This window comes from Pseudomonas sp. SA233 (assembly GCF_054792385.1).
The window spans coordinates 949,074-968,713 of record NZ_CP096449.1 but is presented as its reverse complement, the minus strand read 5'-3'; the positions used below and the strand labels follow the sequence as shown (position 1 = coordinate 968,713).

Genomic DNA, 19,640 nt, shown 5'->3' with positions numbered 1-19,640 from the left:
GCTTTTTTTATGAACAGCATGGTGTTAGGCAGAAGCTCATCGTATGGTGATGATCGGGATAACTGGTTGGATGCTTTGCAGGAATGATTGAACATTTGCGACATTTCGGAGATGCACTGCCCAACGCCTCCAGCGCAAGCCTCGTGGAAGCGCTTGACAAGGGTCAGGCACGACATCCGCCAAGCCGACGCGGCGCCACCGAGTTGTCTATAGGTATCGTGCTATGGCCGCGCTTCCCCTTGCTGTCACTTTCGGGGCTGACCGATGCGTTGCGACATGCTGCCGATACCGGCGATCAGAGCCGCCCGATACGATGCCAATGGAAAGTCCTCGGTACCCCTGGGCAAAGAGTCATTTCCAGTTGCGGGCTGGATGTACCCATCGACAGTGAACTCACCGACCCTCATCAATTCGATTACATCGTGGTGATTGGTGGGCTACTGGACTACCTGGAGGCAGCGCCGAAGACTTATCCGGCATTCCTGCATCAGGCAGCCGCCGCTGACGTGCCTTTGATCGGCCTATGCACAGGCAGCTTCGTGCTCGCGCGACATAGACTGATGGAGGGACGTACTGCCTGTGTGCATGCCTACCATTGCGATGACTGGAAACGTCTGTTCCCACGATTGCGCTTTGTCAGCAACAGTGACTTCCTCATCGACAAGGATCGGATCACCTGCGCAGGTGGTATCTCGGTGATCGAGTTGGCCATCCATCTTATCGGGATGCATTGCGGCCCGGATCGGGCCGGCAAGGTCGTTCACCAGATGACAGTTGCGAAAAGCAGTTCTGGCAGTTTCGTCGATCGGCGCAAGGCACTCGGCTACGCCAGCTCTTCGAACAGGCGCCTGCACGAAGCCGTGATGCTGATGGAAAAGCACATGACCGAGCCTTTGGATATCGACGCGATCGCGAACCTTGTCAGTACCAGTAAACGGCAACTGGAGCGTCTGTTTGTCGCCGAAACCAGTAGTACTCCGGCCCAGTTCTATCGCCAGGTTCGACTCAGGTTTGGCCGCTGGCTGCTCATCAGCTCGGATCGACATATCGGAGAAATCGCTTTCGAATGCGGTTTTGCCGATGCTCCCCATTTCATTCGGCATTTCCAGAACCTGTTCGGCATGTCCCCCGGCAAATTGCGCAAAGAGCTGATGCGAAACGCGACCCCGACCAAGGGGGAAACAGTTTCATGAATAGTGAACATTGACCCGTCGCGGGGCAGAATATGACTTCCCCGCCCCTTGTGGGAGCGGGCTTGCCCGCGAAGTGGCCCGACCAGCCAGCACACAAGGACTTGCCATGCACCTGACCCACCGCCCCGTACGGCCCGACGATATCCATGGAATCTGCAGCTTCCCGCAAAGCCCGGCCGAACTGTTCTACATGTTCCCCAAAGCCAAGTACCCTCTCTCCCCCGCCCAGCTGAACGATGCCATCGCCCAGCGCAGCGGCTCCACGGTGGTGGAGGGCAACGGCACGGTGCTGGCATTCGCCAACTTCTACAAGGCCGAACACGGCGGCGTGTGCGCCCTGGGCAACGTGGTCGTGGCCCACGCCGCACGCGGCCACGGCGTAGCGCGCTACCTGGTAACTGCCATGATCGAACTGGCCCGCCAACAGTTCGCAGCCCGGGAGGTCTGGGTGTCGTGCTTCAACCACAACACAGCGGGCCTGCTGCTTTATCCACAGCTGGGCTTCGTGCCGTTCGGCATCGAGGAACGGCAGGCGTGGGATGGCTCGCGGGTGGCGTTAGTGCAGATGAAACAGGTGTTTATCCAACCCGGCTGAGCCAGCGAGGCACTGCATGGGGCTGGACGAGAAGATCCAAAATCCCTTGCAACAATCACACACAGAACCATCGCCCTACCTCGACGTCGGATCCTGCATCTGCCAATTTTCGAGGTAGCCCGCGTGAAAGACATCATTGTCCGCAAGTACCGCCTGGCGGTGAAGACCATCGGCTATATCGGCTGGTCGCTGTTCTGGCTGCTGATCTGGGATGTGCTGGTCACCATCGATTTCATGCTGTTCTTCAACAGCAAGTTCACCCTGCCGTTGATCCCGCTGACCTTGCTTGGCTCGGCGCTGGTGGTGCTGGTGAGCTTTCGCAACAGCAGCGCCTACAACCGCTGGTGGGAAGCTCGCACATTGTGGGGAGCGTTGGTGAACAGTTCACGCAGTTTCGCGCGGCAGGCGCTGACGCTGATCGATGACCCGGATGATGGCCTGAACCCGGTCAAGGCTACCCTGCTGCGTCGGCATATCGCCTATGTGAACTGCCTGGCGGCGCACCTGAAGGGCGAGCGCTGCCCGGATGAACTGATGGCGTTCATTCCGCCAGCGGAATTCGAGCGGCGCAACCGCTCGAACAATTTCGCCAACGACATTCTGAGTGGTTCGGCGGCGTTGCTGGCGCGGGAGTACCAGGCCGGGCGGCTGGACAGCATTCGCCTGGCAAGGCTGGAATCGACGCTGGTGGACCTGTCCAATGCCCAAGGTGGCATGGAACGGATCGCCAATACGCCACTACCCTACCCTTACGTGTACTTTCCGCGGCTGTTCATCACCCTGTTCTGCCTGATCGTGCCGGTGGGGCTGGTGGAGTCGCTGGGCTGGTTCACGCCGCTGGCATCGACGGTGGTGGGCTTCATGCTGCTGGCCATCGAGCGGATCGGGACGGATTTGCAGAGCCCGTTCAGGTTCAGTGAGCACCAGATCCAGATGGACAGCATTTGCGAGACGATCGAGCGGAATCTGGAGTCGATGCAGCGGGAGGCGCAGTGTGCCGGAGTTGTGGGTGCCTGAGGGATTTTGGGGCTGCTTCGCAGCCCATCGCGGCCCCAGCTATCCATCAGGCCCGCACATAGCGCTGGCGCAACACATCACTCAACGCATCCACCAGTAACACCAGCACCAGCATCCCCATGATCACCGTGCTGGCCTGGGCCTCCTGGAACAAACTCAAGGTTGTGTACAGCATCTGGCCCAACCCGCCAGCCCCGACAAATCCCAGCACGCTCGCCATGCGGATGTTGTTTTCCCACCGATACAAGCTATAAGCCAGCAACTGCGGCCACAGATTGGGCAAGGTGCCAAAGCAGAATGCCGCCACCTGGCTACCGCCCTGCAAGCGGATGGCAGCTGCGGGCTCCGGCGGTGCGTTCTCCAGCGCCTCGGCAAACAGCCGCCCCAGCACGCCAGCGGTATGCAGCGCCAAGGCCAGGGTGCCAGCATTCGGCCCAAGCCCGGCCGCCAGTACCGTCAGTGCGGCCCACACCAGTTCCGGGATGGCCCGCAGGGCATTCAGCAACAACCGCGCACAGGCCTGCAGCGGCCAACCGAACCGGCCAGCGGCCGGCAGCGCCAACAGCATGCCCAGCAGCATGGCCAACAAGGTGCCCAGGCCGGACATGGCCAAGGTTTCCAGCGCCCCATGCGCTACCGCGCGCAGGTGCCCGGCAGACAGGTCCGGGTGCAGGAAACGCCCAGCGTATTCGCCCATCTGCCCCAGCCCGCCGTTGCCGACCAGCGCCTGCAAGTCCAGCTCCAGGTATGCGAACGAGGCCATCACTGCAGCCACGATGGCGCCGAGCACCAGCCAGTTGATGACCCGGTTCATGCAAGCCTCCAGCGCAGGAAGCGGCTGAGCAGGTCGGCCAGCATTACCAGGACCAGGAAGGTCAGCAGCATGCTTGCCACTTCCGCTCCCGCAAACATGCGCATCGACAGGTCGATCTGCTGCCCCAGCCCACCAGCACCGACAAAGCCCATCACCACCGAGGCGCGTACCGCGCACTCCCAGCGGTACACGGTGTAGGACACCACTTCGGACACCGCACTGGGCAGGATGCCGTAGCAAAACGCAGCCAGGCGGCCACTACCCGCCTGCAGCAGGGCATGGGCCGGGCGCTGGTCGACCGATTCGAAGATCTCGGCATACACCTTGCCGAGCATACCGCTGTAGGTAATGGCGATTGCCAGCACGCCCGCCGTCGGCCCCAGCCCGACGGCCCGCACGAACAGCAACGCCCAGACGATTTCCGGCACACTGCGCAGGAAAATCAGCAACCAGCGCACCGGCAGGCGCAGCAACCGCGACCATAACCCGGCGCGACCGCCACGGGAGGCTGCGCGCAGCGACAAGGCACGGCTGGCCAGCAACCCGGCAGGGACCGCCAGCAGCAACGCCAACGCCATGCCGGCCGTGGCCACGGCCAGGGTCTGCAAGGTGGCCTCATAAAGCAGGGAAAGGAAGTCGGCATCGTGTGCTGGTGGCCAGAAGGCACTGGTGAAACTGGCGATCTGCTGGCGATTCTCCGCTTGCAGCAGGACCGCCGGGTTCAATTCGCTCAGCTGCACGCCAGGCCACAGCACCGCCACAGCCAGCAGGGTCAGCAGCAACCGCGGCAACAGCGCCGGGTCGCGGGCATCAAGTTTCAGCATCGCGGTATCTGCACGGTCAGGGTCGGCCCCTGGCTCGGTGGTGAAGCCAGTTGTTCATTCGCATACAACGCATCCAGCAACTGCTCGGTCACCGCTTGCGCCGGGCAGTCGAACACCACCTGCCCTTCGCGGATACCAATCACCCGCGGGAAGTGCGCCAGCGCCAGGTCCACGGCATGCAGGCTCGCCACCAGGGTCACGCCATTGGCCTGTGCATGGCGGTTGAGCAAGGCCAGGCTGTGGTCAGCCAGCACCGGGTCCATGGCCGACACCGGCTCATCGGTCAGCAACACCTGCGGCCGCTGGTACAACGCCCGGGCAATACCCACCCGCTGCAACTGGCCACCGGACAATTGCCCGCACTGTACGAAGAGTTTGTCGGCCAACCCCAGCTCGGCCAGTGCCTGGCGCGCCCCCGGCACATCGCAGGGGTACAGCAGGTTGAACAGGCCACGCAGCATGCCCCACTGCCCCAGTCGGCCGGCCAGCACTGCCGTCACCACCCGCTGGCGCGGCGGCAAGGGCGGTGCCTGATGCACCAGGCCTACCCGCGCACGCAGGCGCTGGCGGGCTCTGGAGGACAACGCCCATGGCTGCTCGCCGAGCAGTTCCAGGCGCCCGCTGCTGGGCTGCACGGCGGTCGCCATCAGGTGCAGCAAGCTGGACTTGCCCGCCCCCGACGGGCCTATGATGGCGACGCGCTCGCCCTGGCCGATGCTCAGGCTCACGGCATCGAGCGCACGCACCTGGCCATGGCGCAGCCCGGCCTCGTGCAGATGGATCGCCACATTGGAAGCCACTGTCGATATCACTTGAGCAGGCCGGCCTCGCGCGCAGCCTGCTCGGTGCCCACGTAGTTCTCAGGTTTGGTCTCGATGAAGCGGCTGGCCGCCTGCAGGTCGAGGATCGCCTTGTGCTCCGGGTTGGCCGGGTCGAGGTCGAGGAAGGCTTTCTTGATCTTCTCTTTCAGCGCCGGGTCCATGTTTCCGCGCACGGTCCAGTTGTAGTCGAAGTAGGTCGGGGTGGTGGCGAACACCTTCACCTTGGCGGTATCGACCTTGCCGGCATCCACCAGCTTCTGCCACACGCTGGCATTGAGCACGCCGCCATCGACCTTGCCGGCCTGCACCCAGGCCACGGTGGCATCGTGGGCGCCGGAGTAGGCAACGCGACCGAAGTAGTCTTCAGGCTTGATGTTGTCCTGCTTGAGCATGAAGTAACGCGGCATCAGGCTGCCCGAAGTGGAGGAGATGGAACCGAAGGCAAACGACTTGCCCTTGAGGTCGGCCAGGCTCTTCACATCAGGGTTGGCGGTGATGAATTTGGAAGTGAACTGCGCATCCTGTTCACGCTGCACCAGCGGGGTGGCGGCAGGGTCCTTCAAGTGCACCTGAACGAAGGTGAAGCCCCCTAGCCAGGCCAGGTCCAGGCGGTTGGAAGCCAGCGATTCGACTACCGCCGGGTAATCGGCCACCGGCACGAACTTCACCTCCATGCCCAACTGCTTGGCCAGGTACTCGCCCAACGGTTTGAACTTGCGCTGCAGTTCGGTCGGTGCTTCGTCAGGGATGGCGCTGACCCGCAGAGTGTCGGCGGCCTGGGCGACAACGGCGCAGCAAGACAGCACGAGGCCGGCGGCGAGCGCCAGAGGGCGTTTGAGCATGGGGTGTTCTCCGGTTCAATAGCGGGGAAATGCCGGCCTATACGCCGACGACGGGAATTATAAGAGGCGCAGGCGCAAAGGCCAGCTTTGCTACAATCGCGCATCAAATTGACCTCCTGAGGTGCACATGAGCGAGCCGATTCGCCTGACCCAGTACAGCCATGGTGCCGGCTGTGGCTGCAAGATCTCCCCCAAGGTGCTGGATGTGATCCTCGCAGAAAGCGGCGCCCAGGCCCTGGACCCGAAACTGTGGGTGGGCAACGCCTCGCGCGACGATGCGGCCGTGTACGCGCTGGATGACGAGCGCGGAGTGGTTTCGACCACCGACTTCTTCATGCCGATCGTCGATGACCCGTACGACTTCGGCCGTATCGCCGCCACCAACGCCATCAGCGACATCTACGCCATGGGCGGCGACCCGCTGATGGCCATTGCCATTCTCGGCTGGCCGGTCAACGTGCTGCCACCGGAAGTGGCCCGCGAAGTGATCCGCGGCGGCCGTGCGGTATGCGCCGAAGCCGGTATCCCGCTGGCCGGCGGCCACTCCATCGACGCCCCCGAGCCGATCTTCGGCCTGGCCGTCACCGGCGTGGTCAGCAAGCGTCACCTCAAGCGCAACGACACCGCCAGCGCAGGCTGCCGCCTGTACCTGACCAAGCCACTGGGTATCGGCATCCTCACCACCGCCGAGAAAAAGGCCAAGCTGCGCACCCAGGACCAGGGCCTTGCCCGCGACTGGATGTGCACCCTCAACACGCCCGGCAGCCGCTTCGGCAAGCTTGACGGGGTCAAGGCCATGACCGACGTCACCGGTTTCGGCCTGCTCGGCCACCTGGTGGAACTGGCCGAGGGCAGTGGCCTTACCGCTCATTTGGACTATGCCGCCGTCCCGCGCCTGCCCAGCGTCGACCACTACCTGGCCGAGGGCTGCATCCCCGGCGGCACTCTGCGCAACTTCGACAGCTATGGCCACAAGATCGGCACCCTGAGCGACGACCAGAAGCATCTGCTATGCGACCCGCAGACCAGCGGTGGCCTGCTGGTGGCGGTTACCCCGGAGGGTGAAGCCGAGTTCCTCGCGGTGGCCGCCGAACTGGGCCTGCAACTGGCGCCGATCGGCAAGCTGGTCGAGCGACAGAGCCACGCGGTCGAGGTGATCTGATGCGCCCCGACTGCACCGACTTCCGCCAGTTGTTCCTCGACGACGTGCCGATGATGGACATGCGTGCACCTGTCGAATTTGCCAAGGGCGCCTTCCCGGGTGCCGTCAACCTGCCACTGATGAATGACCAGGAGCGGCAAAAGGTCGGCACCTGCTACAAGCAGAAGGGCCAAGCTGAAGCCATCGTTCTGGGCCACAAGCTGGTCAGCGGTGAGATCAAGCAGGCACGTCTGGAGGCCTGGGCAAAGTTCGCCGAGGATCACCCGGAAGGCTACCTGTACTGCTTCCGGGGCGGCCTGCGCTCGCATCTTGTGCAGAAAGTGCTGCGCGATGAGAAGGGCATCCACTACCCCCTCGTCGAGGGCGGCTACAAGGCCATGCGCCACTTCCTGCTGGAGACTACCCAACAGGCGGTCGCGCAATGTGATTTCGTGCTAGTGGGTGGCCTGACCGGTACCGGCAAGACCGACGTGCTGCACTTGCTGGACAACGAGCTTGACCTGGAGGGCTACGCCAACCATCGCGGTTCCAGCTTTGGCAAGCGCGCCACTGCACAGCCCGCGCAGATCGACTTCGAGAACAGGCTGGCCATAGACGTGTTGAAAAAACGCGCCCGGGGTATCGAGCAGTTCGTGCTGGAAGACGAAGGCCGAATCGTGGGCAGCTGCACCGTACCGCTGGAGTTGTACCAGGGCATGCAGCAATACCCGCTGGTGTGGCTGGAAGACAGTTTGGCCAACCGCGTGGAGCGTATCCTGCGCGACTACGTGATCGACCTGAGCGCCGAGTTCGTCAGCCTGCATGGTGAAGAAGATGGCCGGCGGCTATTTGCCGAGACACTTCTGCAGAGCATGGGCAGGATTCAAAAGCGCCTCGGCGGCGAGCGCCATCAGCGGCTGTCGGAAATCCTGCGCCAGGCGCTGGACGAGCAGCAGCGCAGTGGTTCGGTGGAGTTGCACCGGGTCTTCATCGAAAGCTTGCTGAGCGAGTATTACGACCCGATGTATGCCTACCAGCGTGCAGCGAAAGCAGAGCGTATCGAGTTTGCCGGGGATGCGGTGGAAGTGCGCGAGTATCTCAAGGCCCGGGCGCTGCGCGAACCGCGCAAGTAAAAACGGGGCCGCTTCGCGCCCCATCGCCGGCAAGCCAGCTCCCGCAGGTATTGCACTGCCTGACAGGGTATGCGCTCCCTGTGGGAGCTGGCTTGCCGGCGATAGGGCCAGTACTGGCAGTACTCACTGCCCAGGGCTGAGCACGCGCTCCAGCTCCGCCGCCCGGTCGCGGGTCATGTCCATCACACAGGACCCACCTTCCAGCTGTGCCATGGTCCCGCCACTGGCCTGCACATGGAACCCGCAATTGCCATCGCGGTAGGCAAGCCACTTGCGCTGCACATCACGCAGGCTCTTCTGCTGCCCGGCATCCAGCTTGCCCATCAATTGCTTGTACACCCGGTTCAAACGCTGGTCCTGCAACTGCGTCTCGGCCCGAATGCACTCGCTCATGGCAACGGTACTGGACGCCTTGTCCATGCACTGCCCGTATCCCGGCGTGTAGTCATCCGCCTGGGCCAGCGGCAGCACACAGGCCAATGCCAGGCCCGTCAGGTAATGCTTGGTCATAAACTCTCCTTGTGGGCATCACAGCGTCTGCGGCTGTTCCGGCGGCATCAGCACCTTGCCCGGCTCGAAGCGCAGCGACGGCATCTGCGTTGCCGCATAAAACATCACGCCAAGCGCCGCGATCAACACCACATCCAGCCAGCTCCAGCCCGGCATGTCGTCGGCGCTGCGTGCCCTCCAGCAATGCCAGGCCTGGCCCATGCAAAACACCACCATTGCCGCCAGCCACAGGTAGAAACCGGCACCAAAACCGGTCAGGTCATGGAACTCATAGCTCTGATTGTCCGGCAGGCGGTCAATTCCAAAGCTGCTGGCCGCCAGATACACAGCCACCAGCCCGACCAGCAAGGCCAGACGACGAAAGCGCCGATGGGCAAGGATTGCCAGGGCCAGCAGCGGGTTGGCAAACCACTGGTACAACCCGAAGGGCATGCCCCAAGGCCCGTACAACAGCATCTGCAGGGCCGGCATGTGGCGGTCACCACTCATCAGCGCGCCGTCGAAGAACAGTGCGAGCAGGTAAAGCAGCAGGCTGGCGCTCAGGTAGAAAACTGGCAAGAGATTTACTTCCTATGCAACCGGGGGCTCTAGCAGAAGGCCATAAATACCCGAATCGGACAACTCGCCGGCAACGCACCAACGCGCACGCAATGTGCCTTCCAGCACAAAGCCCTGGCGCTCCAGAGTGCGTGCCGAACCTTGGTTGCGCGGGTCGATCTCGCCTTCCAGGCGGCGCATGTGCAGGGTGTGGGCGAGGTAATCGATGAAGCAGGTCAGTGCTTCGTCCATGTAACCCCTGCCCTGCACCGCGCTGGCCAGGCAGTAGCCGATTTCACCACGGCGGGATACATCGTCGATGTTGAACAGCTGGACCATACCGATCAGTTCGCCGTTGTCACGGCGGTACATGCCAAGCTTGAGCTGGTCACCATTGGCATAGGCTTCGCGGTCGGCGGCCAGGGCGCTTTCGGCTTCGGCCAGGTCTTGCCAAGGTGCATGGTGCCAATAGCGCATGACCTCGGGGTCGGCCATGATCGCCAGCCATTGCGCGGCATCGGCATGGCGCATGGGGCGCAATTGCAGACGCGGGCTGTCGAGGCAGAGGTCACTGGGGAAACTGCGGGGTGGGGTCACGCCGGATCTCCTGTCCATTGCTGGGGAGATGACAGTTTAACGTCAAGCGATCGGTTCAAGCATCCCGGGGCTGCTGCGCAGCCCATCGCCGGCAAGCCAGGCTCCCACAGGTGCACCACAGGCCCGGAGCCTTGCACTATACCTGTGGGAGCCTGGCTTGCCGGCGATGGGCCGCAAAGCGGCCCCAAAAATCGTTCAGGCGCCCCGATTCAAGCCCATTTCCATGTCATTGATCAGCGCCTTGGCCATGGCACTGAGTATGCGCGCCGCGCTGCCGGCGATCTTGTCGCCCTCCATCTCGGCCTCTTCGTTCAAATGCTTGATACAGCCGATCAGCACCGACAATTCATCGAATGCCAGATCAAGCGGTACACCCGGCTCTACCCGGTACAGCTCAAGGAATTTCTCCGCACCCACGGTGGTGCGGGATTTGAGGTGGTCGCTCATGCCTGGGCCTCCTGCGCCTTTATGTGGGCTAACAAGGCGTGCAGCAGGGCAGTTTGCGTCGACATGTTTTCGAGAAAGGTGGAACGCAGGTCCGGGGCTTCTGCGTCGAGGTATTGGAGGATGGTGTTGGAGAGAATGTCCATGACCTGGGTAGCCTGGGACTTCGCGGCTTGGTAAGTAAGGTCTGTAACGGGTGGATCAGGTACAAGTTTTTTCATAGTCATCTCGGAAATATTTTCAGAGGCAACCACTCGCATCCTTCTCACAGATAAGGTGGCAGCCGTACGCGAGGTGAGAAGACCAGTGTCCGAGGCACCGGCCAGACCGAAGTCTGCACGCGCACGGCTGCCATAACTGGCAAGCCATCTCGAAACACCGGGCTTCTCACACCCGATCGCCAATTGTGACGACGCCGAAACGTTATCTCTGAGGTAGCTACTTGCCTATCAGACGGCATCCGACTGAGGCCGTAGGATAATTCCTAATCCCTGGCAACCTGAAGCATTTGGTTGCAGGCTCAGAATCTTCTTACAGCTGATGGCCCTTTCGCGGGTAAACCCGCTCCTACAGGGTACGGTGATACCTGTAGGAGCGGGTTTACCCGCGAAAGGGCCGGTACAGGCTAACGAAATACGATCAGGCCACCTCAGCCCCATCATCCGGCCAATGCGGTTCGTTGGCCCCGGGCGGGGTCAGCGGTGGCAGGCCATACGCTGCCCGCGCATCGTCGCAGCTGGGGTTATGCACCCCACCCTCCCACGACGCCTCGAACTCGCGGCAGGGGCTGGAACGGTTGGCGTAGATGGTGCACGCCACCTCCTGGCCGATCTCGCCCTGCAGGCTGATGCAGCGGCAGGGTTTGGCATCGGTGCCGATCATGGCAACACGGGTGGGGTTGATCTGTACCACCAGGTCGTCCGGCACAAGGCCCCCGGCAGACTGGCATTCGCCCCAGAAAAAGGACACACGGAAGTACCCGCAGCAGGCGCCGCAGTCAAGGCAAGGGTTGTATTCGGACATGATGGCACGGAGGGAAGGTTGTTGTTATCGGGGCTGGCCCGCGGCGCCATTTTCAATCCAAGCCGGGGCGGCTGGATAGAGGGGAATGCAAAAAATATTTGCCGCTGATCCGGCAATTGAACACGGGCGACCAATGACTTCCCCGGCCGCCCATCCAAGTCAGCGTAATGCCTTGTAGGTGTTGACATCCCAGCGCTGCAGGCCAAGGCCCTCGGTCGGCTCATAGCCATCACCACACACCTTGCTGAAGTGAATGCAGGTCTCGCCGCAATACACCAAGCGGTCGTCATCTTCGCCCTCGGTAAGTACGGTATACGACTCGCTACGCATGGCCTTGTAATGCCCTTCGGCAGCGGCCATGACCATGTGATATCGCATCAAATGCTCGTCGCTCAGGAACAGGCGCCTGTCCAGTTGCACACCCCAGCGGGTCAGGCAGACCTCGGCAAAATGACGAACGATCAATCCCGGCTCCGCCAGTACCTTGCCATCACTCGCACCGTCGATGGAGGCGTTGCCCACCAGCGTGGCGTGGCGGCCTGGTATCGGGTAGATGCATATCCGTGTACTCGGTTCGACCGAAGGGATCACGCAGGCAAAGCCTTTGGATCGCTCGTCCCGCGAATAGAAACCCACATACTCGCGGACATTGCCCGCCAAGGTTACCCGCTGGCTTTGCAGGTTACCGATGCCCGGCACCGGGTCGATGGCGAAGATATTCACAGGTATGTCCCGCAATACAGGGTTCTGAGCCATGGCGTTGGCCAGCATGTGACAACTGATCCCTCCCCTGCTCCAACCCACCAGGTTCACCCGGGTCGGCAAGCGCGGCTTGCGGAACAGGTTGATGATGCGCTCTTGCAGCTCCTGTGGCGTCGGGTGCCGTTCGCCGTAGTCATAGGTGCGCCAGAACCAGGAAGCTGTAGAGGTGGCATCCGGGATCGGAACACCGGCCTGCTTCAGCCGCTCGTATTCTTCCTCGCTCAGCTTGGTGCGCTGCCAACTGCTTTCGCCTTTGATCACCTTCAGCACATGGTTGACGTTCTCTTCCCAGCCACTGCCGAACAACTGGCCGCTCCAGTTGAAATAACCACCGGGCTCGACGAACAGATTGTCATCCTGCAGGTTGCCGCTGCCGGGGCCGTCAACGGCAATCCAGTGAGCGAACTCGCGGCCCTGGTCATTGCTGGCCAAGGTCGAGACCAGCTCACCATTCCAGAAGTTGGGGTTGGCATCGTCGAAGCGGTGGGAACCGGTGCCGCAGAAATAGGCGGTGAAGACACTCATCTTTCGAGTCTCTGAAGTGAGAAATGAGTGCAGAAAAATAGTTTTCCGGGTAGCTGTAGAGCAGTAGGAAAGTGCTCCTACAGGTACGGCGCAGGCCGTGCGGCATGTGCCGTACCTGTAGACATGAGGGCTTACTTACGAGTCAGGCCATCAGCCCGGAACATCTGCCGGATCCCGCGAATCGCCTGGCGAATACGATCCTGGTTCTCGATCAGGGCAAAACGCACATGGTCATCACCATAATCACCAAAACCGATCCCCGGCGACACACAAACCTTGGCTTCGGCCAGCAGTTTCTTGGAAAACTCCAGCGAGCCCAGGTGCGCATACTCCGGCGGAATCTTCGCCCATACGTACATCGAAGCCTTGGGGTTCTCGACCATCCAGCCCAGTTCGTGCAGCCCTTTCACCAGCAGGTTGCGGCGCTGGCGGTATTGCTCGGCAATGTCTCGTACGCACTGCTGGTCGCCTTCCAGTGCTGCAATGGCAGCCACCTGCAGCGGGGTGAAGGTGCCGTAGTCGTGGTAGCTCTTGATCCGCGCCAAGGCACTGACCAACTCGGGGTTGCCGACCATGAAGCCGATCCGCCAGCCGGCCATGTTGTAGCTCTTGGACAGGGTGAAGAACTCCACCGCGATGTCCTTGGCCCCCGGCACCTGCATGATCGATGGGGCTTTCCAGCCGTCGTAGACGATGTCGGCATAGGCCAGGTCATGGACCACCAGCACTCCATACTGCTTGGCCAGGGCCACCACGCGCTCGAAGAAGTCCAGCTCCACGCACTGAGCGGTGGGGTTGGACGGGAAGCCGAGGATCATCATCTTCGGCTTGGGGATCGACTCGCGGATGGCCCGCTCGAGTTCGTTGAAAAAGTCCACGCCCGGCACCAGCGGTACCGAACGCACCTGGGCACCGGCGATCACCGCCCCGTAGATATGGATCGGGTAGCTGGGGTTGGGCACCAGCACCGTGTCGCCCTGGTCGAGAGTAGCCAGCATCAGGTGTGCCAGGCCTTCCTTCGAGCCGATGGTGACGATGGCTTCGCTTTCCGGGTCGATGTCGACCTCGTAGCGTTCCTTGTACCAGTTGGAGATGGCCCGACGCAGGCGCGGGATGCCGCGAGAGGTGGAGTAGCCGTGGGTATCTTCACGCTGGGCGACCTGCACCAGCTTCTCGACGATGTGCGGTGGGGTAGCGCCATCGGGGTTGCCCATGCTCAGGTCGATGATGTCCTCGCCACGGCGGCGGGCAGCCATCTTGAGCTCGGCAGTGATGTTGAAGACGTAAGGGGGGAGACGATCGATGCGCGCAAAGCGACGCGGCGAACCTGGGTTGGCCATGGCTTCCTCTGAGTACGTAAGCGCCCGGAACCGTCCGAGCGACGCTGGCCGATATGGCGGCCTGGATCAGAAGATAATGCCGATACAGGATGCCTGTAAATGACAATTTCCTGTTTTCATAGATCTTTTCAGATGTATTTTTTGAAAATAAGAAATTTATATTCTGTTGTGCCGGCCTCTTCGCGGGCGAGCCCGCGAACGAGGCCGGCACAGAAAAACGCCCATAAAAAAACCCGGCACAGTGGCCGGGCTTTTTCGTGAAACAGGCAGCAGTATCAGCGTGCGTATGTCATCAGCACGTCCGCAGCGGTCTGGCTGTCCACACCCATCATCACGCTCAGGGCAGTGACGGTGAGGATGGAGAAGCCGAACACCTTGCGCGCCCACTTGCTGTCGTCCTCGGCCTTGTAGCCAGCCCAAGCCATGTACAGCCAGTACAGGCCCATGGCTGCTGCCACGGCCAGATAGCCGAGGCCGGCGTAACCGCCGAGGGTAAGCATCAGGGTTGCGAGCACGAAAGCCAGCACGTACAGCACGATCTGCTTCTTCGCCGCGAGGATGCCACGTGCCACCGGCAGGACCGGAATGTTGGCAGCGCTGTAATCCTTGAAGCGGAAGATCGCGATGGCGAAGCTGTGCGGCATCTGCCACAGGCTGAACATCACCAGCAGGGTAAATGCAGCCAGGTCGAAGCTGTTGCTCACGGCGCAATAGCCGATCACCGGAGGCATGGCACCAGACAGGCTGCCGACCAAGGTGCCGTGCACCGATTTACGCTTCAGCCACAGGCTGTAGAAACCGACGTAGACGATGAAGCCGATCAGCGCACAGAACGCCGACAGCGGGTTGGCCTGGACATACAGCAGGCTGAAACCCGCCACCCCGAGCAGGGTGGCGTAGATCAGCGCGAGGGGCAGCGACATGCCGCCCTGGACCATGACGCGGTTCTTGGTGCGCTCCATCTTGTGGTCGATGTCACGGTCGATGCAGTTGTTGAACACGCATCCGGACGCAACCACCAGCGAAGTACCGATCACCACCGCCAGGAACAGGGCGAAATCCACATGGCCCTTCGAGGCAAGGAAGAAACCGCCTGCCACGGAAAGCACGTTACCGAAAATGATCCCCGGTTTGGTGATTTGGATAAAGTGCTTAACGGACATGCAGTCTTACCTCACTTGGCCAACATTTCGAAGTGGATGCTGAACATGATCCACAGCGACAGGCCGACAAGCAGAGCGATCACCAGGGTGGTGAACAGGAACGTCGAAACGTTGTTGCGTTGCTCTTTCGAGCGGTCCATGTGCAGGAAGTACACGAGGTGCACTACTACCTGGATCACGGCCATGGCAACAATGATCAGAACGGTCAGGTTCTTCGGCAGGCTTGGCGACATGGCCAGGCCGAACGGGATCGCAGTCAGGATGATCGACAGGATGAAGCCGATCATGTACGACTTGACGCTGCCGTGGTTACCTTCGTGATGAGTGTCGTGTGCGTTAGCCATTACAGAACTCCCAGCAGGTAGACGACGGTGAATACGCAGATCCAGACCACGTCCAGGAAGTGCCAGAACAGGCTCAGGCAGCTCATGCGGGTCTTGGCGGTCGGCGTGATGCCGTGCTTGTTGATCTGGTACATCATGATTGCCATCCAGATCAGGCCGGCGGTCACGTGCAGACCGTGGGTACCTACCAGGGCGAAGAAGCCCGACAGGAAACCACTGCGGTTCGGGCCGTAGCCCTCGGCGATCAGGTGATGGAATTCATAGATTTCCATCGCGATGAAGCCTGCACCGAACAGGAAGGTCACAGCCAACCAGCCCAGTACGCCAGCTTTCTTGCCGTCGAACATCTTCAGCATGGCGAAGCCGAAGGTGATCGAGGACAGCAGCAGGAACAGCGTTTCAACAGCTACGAAATCGAGCTGGAAAATGTCATGACCCGACGGGCCGCCGGCAAAACTGCCGGACAGCACCGCGTAGGTGGCGAAGAGCGACGCAAACAGGATGCAGTCGGTCATCAGGTACAGCCAGAAACCGAGTACGGTCATCTGGCCCGAGTCGTGGTGGTGGTCGTCATGCCCATGGTCGTGACCATGAGCAGCACCGTGCATTACTTGACTGGACATTGATTACACCCGCTCAAACGATTCGACACGTGCGCCGGCAGGCAGAGCACCTGCTTTGGCCAGCGCTTTCATGCGCTCGCCTTCGATGCGCGCCACTTCTTCGGCCGGAACCATGTAGCCCTGGTCGTCACGCGCAGCGTGGCGAACGAAGACAGCGATGGTTGCAACCAGGCTCGCGCCAACCAGCCACCAGATGTGCCAGATGAAGGCGAAGCCGAAGACGGTCAGGAACAGGCCCATGAACAAACCGGTGGAGGTGTTGCTCGGCATGTGGATCGCTTCGTACTTGGCCGCAGGCTTGTAGGCAACACCGGCTTCCTTGGCTTCGTGCCAGGCGTCCAGGCCAACCTTCTCAGGCATGTGGGCGAAGTTGTAGAACGGAGGTGGCGACGAAGTCGACCATTCCAGGGTACGGCCGCCCCATGGGTCGCCGGTCACGTCCAGGTTCTGGTTGCGGTCGCGAACCGATACGTACAGCTGGATCAGCTGGCAGGCGATACCGAACAGGATCAGCACGGCGCCGACAACGGCTACGTACAGGTAGGGTTCCCACAGCGGGTTGTCGGAGTGGTTCAGACGACGGGTCATGCCCATGAAGCCCAGGGCGTACAGCGGCATGAACGCTACGTAGAAGCCCGAGATCCAGAACCAGAAGGCAGCCTTGCCCCACTTCTCGTTCAGGGTGAAACCAAAGGCTTTCGGGAACCAGTAGGCGAAGCCGGCGATGTAGCCGAATACCGCACCACCGATGATCACGTTGTGGAAGTGAGCAATTACGAACAGGCTGTTGTGCAGCACGAAGTCAGCACCTGGAACAGCCAGCAGAACACCAGTCATGCCACCGATGGAGAAGGTGATCATGAAGCCCAGGGTCCACATGATCGGCGCGGTGAAGCGCAGACGGCCCTGGTAGATGGTGAACAGCCAGTTGAACAGCTTCACACCGGTCGGAATGGAGATCAGCATCGTCGCCAGGCCGAAGAAGGTGTTGACGCTGGCGCCGGCACCCATGGTGAAGAAGTGGTGCAGCCATACAGCGAAGCCCAGCACGGCGATGGCGCCCGATGCGTAGATCATCGAGTGGTGGCCGAACAGACGCTTGCCTGCGAAGGTGGAGGTAACTTCCGAGAACACACCGAAGGCCGGCAGGATCAGGATGTAAACCTCAGGGTGACCCCACGCCCAGAACAGGTTGACGTACATCATCGGGTTCCCACCAAGCTCGTTGGTGAAGATGTGGAAGTCCAGATAACGGTCAACAGTCAGCAGAGCGAGTGCAGCGGTCAGGATCGGGAAGGAAGCCACGATCAGCACGTTGGCCCAGGTGCAGGTCCAGGTGAAGATCGGCATGTCCATCAGTTTCATGCCAGGTGCGCGCATCTTCATCACGGTGACGAGGAAGTTCACGCCGGTAAGCGTCGTACCCAGGCCTGAGAGCTGTAGCGCCCAGATGTAGTAGTCGACACCCACCCCAGGGCTGTACTGAATGCCCGCGAGCGGCGGATAGGCAACCCAGCCGGTCTTGGCGAATTCACCAACGCCCAGCGAGATGTTGACCAGCAGCACGCCTGCCAGCAGCAGGTAGAAGCTCAGGGAGTTCAGGAACGGGAAGGCAACGTCACGTGCACCGATCTGCAGAGGAACCGCAAGGTTCATCAGGCCGGTGAAGAACGGCATCGCCATGAAGATGATCATGATCACACCGTGAGCGGTGAAGATCTGGTCATAGTGTTCAGGCGGCAGGTAGCCTTCGGAGCCACCGGTAGCGGCAGCCAGCTGGGTACGCATCATGATGGCGTCGGCAAAGCCGCGCAGCAGCATGACCATCGCGACGATGATGTACATCACCCCGATTTTCTTGTGGTCGACAGTCGTCAACCACTCGCTCCACAAGTAGGTCCACTTGCGGAAATAGGTGATAGCACCGACGACAGCGATACCACCGAGCGCGATCATGGCAAGCGTCACCATGACTATCGGCTCGTGATAGGGTATCGCCTCCAGGCTTAGTTTACCGAACATCTCTTACTCCTCTGCACCGGCAGCTGGTTGCATACTCGATTCCACACCCTTGGTAGTGGCCAGATCTTTGCTGCCTGCTTCTTCGTGGCTCGGACGACCGCGGTTCATGCCTTCGTACTTGTCGACGATCAGCTGGAACTGGTCAGGCGAAGCCTCGCTATACAGCGCGACCGGGTTGTTTTCGCTTGGTTTGGCCAAGGCGTCGTATTCGGCCTTGTCCAGCTTCTTCGGCGACTGCTTGACCTCGGCGACCCACTTGTCGAAGTCTTCCTGAGAGGTGGCAGTAGCCTTGAATTTCATGCCGGTGAAGCCAGCACCGCTGTAGTTGGCGCTGATACCGTCGAACTCGCCGTTTTCGTTGGCGATCAGGTGCAGCTTGGTGGTCATGCCGGCCATGGCGTAGATCTGGCCGCCCAGGCCCGGGATGAAGAACGAGTTCATCACGGCGTCGGAAGTGACGCGGAAGTTGACCGGGGTGTTAGCCGGGAAGACGATCTTGTTGACCGTGGCAATGCCCTGCTCCGGGTAAATGAACAGCCACTTCCAGTCCAGTGCGACCACGTCGATCTGCACCGGCTTCACATCGGAATCCAGCGGACGGTACGGGTCCAGCTTGTGGGTGGAGTGGTAGGTGAAGTAGCCCAGGGCGATGATGATCAGGATCGGGATGATCCACACCGCGGCTTCGATCTTGGTCGAGTGCGACCAGTCGGGGGTGTAGGTGGCAGCCTTGTTGGAAGCACGGTACTTCCAGGCGAAAACCACGGTCATGATAATGACAGGAATCACCACCAGCAGCATCAGGCCGGTAGCGATCAGGATCAGGTTCTTTTGCTCAATGCCGACCTGACCTTTCGGGTCGAGCAGGGTCCAGTTGCACCCACTGAGTAAAAGCATGCCTAAAAAGGGCAATATGCCAAACAGTCTGGGGTAACGCTTTTTACTCATCTCACGACCTCTAGATCAGCTTGCTTCAATGCAATTTGTGTTTTGGTAGCCAGCACTTCGTCCTGCCAAGTGAGGCATTTCGCGCCCGTACTCGCTCCTGCCCGGGGTCCGACTGCAGGACCTTGGCGTCAAGCGGGTTAGCGGTGCTTATGGTTTCGTAGGCAACAGGCCTGTACTTCAGACCAAGTCCATTTGGTGCGGGAAAACGCGGAGGGGGATCCGCCCGGTATCGCCGTTGGGCGAAACTTGACGAAGTCAGCAAAAAGGAGCGCTGAGGCTTCCTTCAATCCTGCGACTCGCAAGCAGTGCCGAACGGAAATTGGGGGCGATTGTAGATAGGTCGCCAACCCTTGACTATGACTTATTGAGCAACAGTCCTTTACAGAATCTGCAACAATACCGCTCAAAAATTCAACTTCGCG

22 protein-coding genes are annotated in these 19,640 nt (G+C 60.9%); 5 read left to right on the top strand and 17 right to left on the bottom strand.

What is annotated here, in order from left to right:
* The first annotated feature begins 83 nt into the window (after positions 1-83).
* The 3 genes from M1D87_RS04490 (at position 84) to M1D87_RS04480 (ending at position 2,805) form a co-directional block, all read left to right on the top strand.
* The gene (locus M1D87_RS04490) at positions 84-1,193 is read left to right on the top strand and encodes a GlxA family transcriptional regulator (RefSeq protein ID WP_061303304.1); all 1,110 of its coding nucleotides are present in this window, start codon (positions 84-86) and stop codon (positions 1,191-1,193) included.
* A 106-nt stretch (positions 1,194-1,299) separates the two neighbouring features.
* Positions 1,300-1,788, top strand: coding sequence for a GNAT family N-acetyltransferase (locus M1D87_RS04485; RefSeq protein ID WP_123084939.1), 489 nt, complete (start codon positions 1,300-1,302; stop codon positions 1,786-1,788).
* Positions 1,789-1,911: 123 nt separating this feature from the next.
* Positions 1,912-2,805 carry a bestrophin family protein gene (locus M1D87_RS04480; protein WP_123084938.1) on the top strand — a complete coding sequence of 298 codons (894 nt, stop codon included), beginning with the start codon at positions 1,912-1,914 and terminating at the stop codon, positions 2,803-2,805.
* Between the two features lie 46 nt (positions 2,806-2,851).
* Here the strand turns inward: M1D87_RS04480 and phnE are convergent, their stop codons facing one another.
* From phnE to M1D87_RS04460, 4 genes are read right to left on the bottom strand one after another with little or no spacing between them, the layout of a single operon-like run.
* The gene (phnE, locus tag M1D87_RS04475) at positions 2,852-3,619 is read right to left on the bottom strand and encodes a phosphonate ABC transporter, permease protein PhnE (RefSeq protein WP_015269003.1); all 768 of its coding nucleotides are present in this window, start codon (positions 3,617-3,619) and stop codon (positions 2,852-2,854) included.
* Entirely contained in the window at positions 3,616-4,443 is an 828-nt protein-coding gene (locus M1D87_RS04470; RefSeq protein ID WP_123084937.1) for a PhnE/PtxC family ABC transporter permease, read from the bottom strand. The genes phnE and M1D87_RS04470 overlap by 4 nt, the downstream gene beginning before the upstream one ends.
* The gene (locus M1D87_RS04465) at positions 4,437-5,231 is read right to left on the bottom strand and encodes a phosphonate ABC transporter ATP-binding protein (RefSeq protein WP_015269001.1); all 795 of its coding nucleotides are present in this window, start codon (positions 5,229-5,231) and stop codon (positions 4,437-4,439) included. The genes M1D87_RS04470 and M1D87_RS04465 overlap by 7 nt, the downstream gene beginning before the upstream one ends.
* Before the next feature lie 20 nt (positions 5,232-5,251).
* Positions 5,252-6,106, bottom strand: coding sequence for a putative selenate ABC transporter substrate-binding protein (locus M1D87_RS04460; RefSeq protein WP_013970992.1), 855 nt, complete (start codon positions 6,104-6,106; stop codon positions 5,252-5,254).
* 127 nt (positions 6,107-6,233) lie between these two features.
* Between M1D87_RS04460 and selD the strand changes: the two genes are divergently transcribed.
* Both selD and mnmH read left to right on the top strand, forming a co-directional pair.
* Positions 6,234-7,268, top strand: coding sequence for a selenide, water dikinase SelD (gene selD / locus M1D87_RS04455; protein WP_123084936.1), 1,035 nt, complete (start codon positions 6,234-6,236; stop codon positions 7,266-7,268).
* The gene (gene mnmH, locus M1D87_RS04450; protein WP_039613835.1) at positions 7,268-8,380 is read left to right on the top strand and encodes a tRNA 2-selenouridine(34) synthase MnmH; all 1,113 of its coding nucleotides are present in this window, start codon (positions 7,268-7,270) and stop codon (positions 8,378-8,380) included. Before selD ends, mnmH begins: the two co-directional genes overlap by 1 nt.
* 123 nt (positions 8,381-8,503) lie before the next feature.
* Here mnmH and M1D87_RS04445 read toward each other — a convergent pair whose 3' ends face one another.
* From M1D87_RS04445 to cyoA, 13 genes are all read right to left on the bottom strand, one after another.
* Entirely contained in the window at positions 8,504-8,890 is a 387-nt protein-coding gene (locus M1D87_RS04445) for a lysozyme inhibitor LprI family protein (RefSeq protein WP_023661248.1), read from the bottom strand.
* Positions 8,891-8,908: 18 nt separating this feature from the next.
* Complete coding sequence (locus tag M1D87_RS04440) at positions 8,909-9,448, bottom strand: hypothetical protein (RefSeq protein ID WP_039613833.1); 540 nt, start codon at positions 9,446-9,448, stop codon at positions 8,909-8,911.
* A gap of 12 nt (positions 9,449-9,460) precedes the next feature.
* Positions 9,461-10,024 (bottom strand): GNAT family N-acetyltransferase, encoded by a 564-nt coding sequence (locus tag M1D87_RS04435; protein WP_012270565.1) that lies wholly within the window; start codon positions 10,022-10,024, stop codon positions 9,461-9,463.
* Between the two features lie 195 nt (positions 10,025-10,219).
* Complete coding sequence (locus M1D87_RS04430; RefSeq protein ID WP_013970986.1) at positions 10,220-10,471, bottom strand: DUF3077 domain-containing protein; 252 nt, start codon at positions 10,469-10,471, stop codon at positions 10,220-10,222.
* Positions 10,468-10,614, bottom strand: coding sequence for a hypothetical protein (locus M1D87_RS04425; RefSeq protein WP_177342414.1), 147 nt, complete (start codon positions 10,612-10,614; stop codon positions 10,468-10,470). Before M1D87_RS04425 ends, M1D87_RS04430 begins: the two co-directional genes overlap by 4 nt.
* A 493-nt stretch (positions 10,615-11,107) precedes the next feature.
* Positions 11,108-11,491, bottom strand: coding sequence for a YkgJ family cysteine cluster protein (locus tag M1D87_RS04420; RefSeq protein WP_003259127.1), 384 nt, complete (start codon positions 11,489-11,491; stop codon positions 11,108-11,110).
* Between the two features lie 159 nt (positions 11,492-11,650).
* Positions 11,651-12,778, bottom strand: a complete 1,128-nt coding sequence (locus tag M1D87_RS04415) for a PH domain-containing protein (protein ID WP_123085518.1) — start codon at positions 12,776-12,778, stop codon at positions 11,651-11,653.
* A 131-nt stretch (positions 12,779-12,909) separates the two neighbouring features.
* Entirely contained in the window at positions 12,910-14,118 is a 1,209-nt protein-coding gene (gene alaC / locus M1D87_RS04410) for an alanine transaminase (protein ID WP_013970982.1), read from the bottom strand.
* Positions 14,119-14,393: 275 nt separating this feature from the next.
* Entirely contained in the window at positions 14,394-15,281 is an 888-nt protein-coding gene (gene cyoE, locus M1D87_RS04405) for a heme o synthase (RefSeq protein WP_013970981.1), read from the bottom strand.
* An 11-nt stretch (positions 15,282-15,292) separates the two neighbouring features.
* Entirely contained in the window at positions 15,293-15,625 is a 333-nt protein-coding gene (gene cyoD / locus M1D87_RS04400; RefSeq protein ID WP_003259128.1) for a cytochrome o ubiquinol oxidase subunit IV, read from the bottom strand.
* Positions 15,625-16,248: a cytochrome o ubiquinol oxidase subunit III gene (gene cyoC / locus M1D87_RS04395; RefSeq protein ID WP_023661242.1), complete on the bottom strand. Its 624-nt coding sequence runs from the start codon at positions 16,246-16,248 to the stop codon at positions 15,625-15,627. The genes cyoD and cyoC overlap by 1 nt, the downstream gene beginning before the upstream one ends.
* Before the next feature lie 3 nt (positions 16,249-16,251).
* Positions 16,252-18,270, bottom strand: coding sequence for a cytochrome o ubiquinol oxidase subunit I (gene cyoB / locus M1D87_RS04390; protein WP_013970980.1), 2,019 nt, complete (start codon positions 18,268-18,270; stop codon positions 16,252-16,254).
* Positions 18,271-18,273: 3 nt separating this feature from the next.
* Entirely contained in the window at positions 18,274-19,218 is a 945-nt protein-coding gene (gene cyoA, locus M1D87_RS04385; RefSeq protein ID WP_015268993.1) for a ubiquinol oxidase subunit II, read from the bottom strand.
* Between the last annotated feature and the right edge of the window lie 422 nt (positions 19,219-19,640).

Excerpts from the sequence above, each read along its gene's own strand:
- cyoC (WP_023661242.1), bottom strand. The coding sequence starts at position 16,248 with ATGTCCAGTCAAGTAATGCACGGTGCTGCTCATGGTCACGACCATGGG.
- phnE (WP_015269003.1), bottom strand. The coding sequence starts at position 3,619 with ATGAACCGGGTCATCAACTGGCTGGTGCTCGGCGCCATCGTGGCTGCA.
- alaC (WP_013970982.1), bottom strand. The coding sequence starts at position 14,118 with ATGGCCAACCCAGGTTCGCCGCGTCGCTTTGCGCGCATCGATCGTCTC.
- cyoA (WP_015268993.1), bottom strand. The coding sequence starts at position 19,218 with ATGAGTAAAAAGCGTTACCCCAGACTGTTTGGCATATTGCCCTTTTTA.
- M1D87_RS04420 (WP_003259127.1), bottom strand. The coding sequence starts at position 11,491 with ATGTCCGAATACAACCCTTGCCTTGACTGCGGCGCCTGCTGCGGGTAC.
- M1D87_RS04430 (WP_013970986.1), bottom strand. The coding sequence starts at position 10,471 with ATGAGCGACCACCTCAAATCCCGCACCACCGTGGGTGCGGAGAAATTC.
- M1D87_RS04490 (WP_061303304.1), top strand. The coding sequence starts at position 84 with ATGATTGAACATTTGCGACATTTCGGAGATGCACTGCCCAACGCCTCC.
- M1D87_RS04485 (WP_123084939.1), top strand. The coding sequence starts at position 1,300 with ATGCACCTGACCCACCGCCCCGTACGGCCCGACGATATCCATGGAATC.
- M1D87_RS04415 (WP_123085518.1), bottom strand. The coding sequence starts at position 12,778 with ATGAGTGTCTTCACCGCCTATTTCTGCGGCACCGGTTCCCACCGCTTC.
- M1D87_RS04460 (WP_013970992.1), bottom strand. The coding sequence starts at position 6,106 with ATGCTCAAACGCCCTCTGGCGCTCGCCGCCGGCCTCGTGCTGTCTTGC.
- cyoD (WP_003259128.1), bottom strand. The coding sequence starts at position 15,625 with ATGGCTAACGCACACGACACTCATCACGAAGGTAACCACGGCAGCGTC.
- M1D87_RS04470 (WP_123084937.1), bottom strand. The coding sequence starts at position 4,443 with ATGCTGAAACTTGATGCCCGCGACCCGGCGCTGTTGCCGCGGTTGCTG.
- M1D87_RS04425 (WP_177342414.1), bottom strand. The coding sequence starts at position 10,614 with ATGGACATTCTCTCCAACACCATCCTCCAATACCTCGACGCAGAAGCC.
- selD (WP_123084936.1), top strand. The coding sequence starts at position 6,234 with ATGAGCGAGCCGATTCGCCTGACCCAGTACAGCCATGGTGCCGGCTGT.
- cyoE (WP_013970981.1), bottom strand. The coding sequence starts at position 15,281 with ATGTCCGTTAAGCACTTTATCCAAATCACCAAACCGGGGATCATTTTC.
- mnmH (WP_039613835.1), top strand. The coding sequence starts at position 7,268 with ATGCGCCCCGACTGCACCGACTTCCGCCAGTTGTTCCTCGACGACGTG.
- M1D87_RS04445 (WP_023661248.1), bottom strand. The coding sequence starts at position 8,890 with ATGACCAAGCATTACCTGACGGGCCTGGCATTGGCCTGTGTGCTGCCG.
- cyoB (WP_013970980.1), bottom strand. The coding sequence starts at position 18,270 with ATGTTCGGTAAACTAAGCCTGGAGGCGATACCCTATCACGAGCCGATA.